We start from the raw sequence: 2,939 nt of genomic DNA, 5'->3' as shown, positions 1-2,939 counted from the left end.
TTTTAGTTAAGTCCTCGATCTATTAGTATTTGTCAGCTCCACGTGTCACCACGCTTCCACCTCAAACCTATCAACCTGATCATCTTTCAGGGATCTTACTAGCTTACGCTATGGGAAATCTCATCTCGAGGGGGGCTTCATGCTTAGATGCTTTCAGCACTTATCCCTTCCGCACATAGCTACCCAGCTATGCCTTTGGCAAGACAACTGGTACACCAGCGGTGCGTCCATCCCGGTCCTCTCGTACTAAGGACAGCTCCTCTCAAATTTCCTACGCCCACGACGGATAGGGACCGAACTGTCTCACGACGTTCTGAACCCAGCTCGCGTACCGCTTTAATGGGCGAACAGCCCAACCCTTGGGACCGACTACAGCCCCAGGATGCGATGAGCCGACATCGAGGTGCCAAACCTCCCCGTCGATGTGGACTCTTGGGGGAGATAAGCCTGTTATCCCCGGGGTAGCTTTTATCCGTTGAGCGATGGCCCTTCCATGCGGAACCACCGGATCACTAAGCCCGACTTTCGTCCCTGCTCGACTTGTAGGTCTCGCAGTCAAGCTCCCTTGTGCCTTTACACTCTACGAATGATTTCCAACCATTCTGAGGGAACCTTTGGGCGCCTCCGTTACTTTTTAGGAGGCGACCGCCCCAGTCAAACTGCCCACCTGACACTGTCTCCCACCCCGATAAGGGGTGCGGGTTAGAATGTCAATACAGCCAGGGTAGTATCCCACCAATGCCTCCACCGAAGCTGGCGCTCCGGCTTCCAAGGCTCCTACCTATCCTGTACAAGCTGTACCAAAATTCAATATCAGGCTACAGTAAAGCTCCACGGGGTCTTTCCGTCCTGTCGCGGGTAACCTGCATCTTCACAGGTACTATAATTTCACCGAGTCTCTCGTTGAGACAGTGCCCAGATCGTTACACCTTTCGTGCGGGTCGGAACTTACCCGACAAGGAATTTCGCTACCTTAGGACCGTTATAGTTACGGCCGCCGTTTACTGGGGCTTCAATTCAGAGCTTCGCGCGAACGCTAACCCCTCCTCTTAACCTTCCAGCACCGGGCAGGTGTCAGCCCCTATACTTCGCCTTACGGCTTCGCAGAGACCTGTGTTTTTGCTAAACAGTCGCCTGGGCCTATTCACTGCGGCTCTCTCGGGCTTGCACCCAAAAGAGCACCCCTTCTCCCGAAGTTACGGGGTCATTTTGCCGAGTTCCTTAACGAGAGTTCTCTCGCTCACCTTAGGATTCTCTCCTCGCCTACCTGTGTCGGTTTGCGGTACGGGCACCTTGAATCTCGCTAGAGGCTTTTCTTGGCAGTGTGGAATCAGGAACTTCGGTACTATATTTCCCTCGCCGTCACAGCTCCGCCTTCACGGTAATGGGATTTGCCTCATTACCAGCCTAACTGCTTGGACGTGCTAATCCAACAGCACGCTTACCCTATCCTCCTGCGTCCCCCCATCGCTCAAACGATTCATAAGGTGGTACAGGAATATCAACCTGTTGTCCATCGCCTACGCTCTTCAGCCTCGGCTTAGGTCCCGACTAACCCTGAGTGGACGAGCCTTCCTCAGGAAACCTTAGGCATTCGGTGGATGAGATTCTCACTCATCTTTCGCTACTCATACCGGCATTCTCACTTCTAAGCGCTCCACCAGTCCTTACGGTCTAGCTTCAACGCCCTTAGAACGCTCTCCTACCACTGACATCATAGATGTCAATCCACAGCTTCGGTGATACGTTTAGCCCCGGTACATTTTCGGCGCAGAGTCACTCGACCAGTGAGCTATTACGCACTCTTTAAATGGTGGCTGCTTCTAAGCCAACATCCTGGTTGTCTAAGCAACTCCACATCCTTTTCCACTTAACGTATACTTTGGGACCTTAGCTGGTGGTCTGGGCTGTTTCCCTCTTGACTACGGATCTTATCACTCGCAGTCTGACTCCCAAGGATAAGTATTTGGCATTCGGAGTTTGTCTGAATTCGGTAACCCGATGGGGGCCCCTAGTCCAAACAGTGCTCTACCTCCAATACTCTTACCTTGAGGCTAGCCCTAAAGCTATTTCGGAGAGAACCAGCTATCTCCAAGTTCGATTGGAATTTCTCCGCTACCCACACCTCATCCCCGCACTTTTCAACGTGCGTGGGTTCGGGCCTCCATCCAGTGTTACCTGGACTTCACCCTGGACATGGGTAGATCACCTGGTTTCGGGTCTACGACCACATACTCTATCGCCCTATTCAGACTCGCTTTCGCTGCGGCTCCGTCTCTTCAACTTAACCTTGCATGTAATCGTAACTCGCCGGTTCATTCTACAAAAGGCACGCTATCACCCATTAATGGGCTCTAACTACTTGTAGGCACACGGTTTCAGGATCTATTTCACTCCCCTTCCGGGGTGCTTTTCACCTTTCCCTCACGGTACTGGTTCACTATCGGTCACTAGGGAGTATTTAGCCTTGGGAGATGGTCCTCCCTGCTTCCGACGGGATTTCTCGTGTCCCGCCGTACTCAGGATCCACTCAGGAGGGAACGAAGTTTCGACTACAGGGTTTTTACCTTCTGTGACTGGCCTTTCCAGACCTATTCATCTACCCCGTTCCTTTGTAACTCCATGTAGAGTGTCCTACAACCCCAAGAGGCAAGCCTCTTGGTTTGGGCTAATCCCGTTTCGCTCGCCGCTACTAAGGGAATCGCGTTTGCTTTCTCTTCCTCCGGGTACTTAGATGTTTCAGTTCCCCGGGTCTGCCTTCAGTTACTCTATGTATTCAAGTAACGATACTATCCCATTACGGATAGTGGGTTTCCCCATTCGGAAATCTCCGGATCAAAGCTTACTTACAGCTCCCCGAAGCATATCGGTGTTAGTCCCGTCCTTCATCGGCTCCTAGTGCCAAGGCATCCACCGTGCGCCCTTTCTAACTTAACTTG

1 rRNA gene is annotated in these 2,939 nt (G+C 52.2%); it reads right to left on the bottom strand.

The annotated features are described in order from the left end of the window. Window positions 1-2: 2 nt before the first annotated feature. Window positions 3-2,937 (bottom strand): 23S ribosomal RNA (locus ABTW64_RS15300). Window positions 2,938-2,939 lie beyond the last annotated feature (2 nt).

The sequence above is a fragment of the Microbacterium sp. NPDC096154 genome, assembly GCF_040302945.1.
Classification (GTDB): Bacteria; Actinomycetota; Actinomycetes; order Actinomycetales; family Microbacteriaceae; genus Microbacterium.
This window is presented reverse-complemented; position numbering and strand designations above follow the sequence as displayed.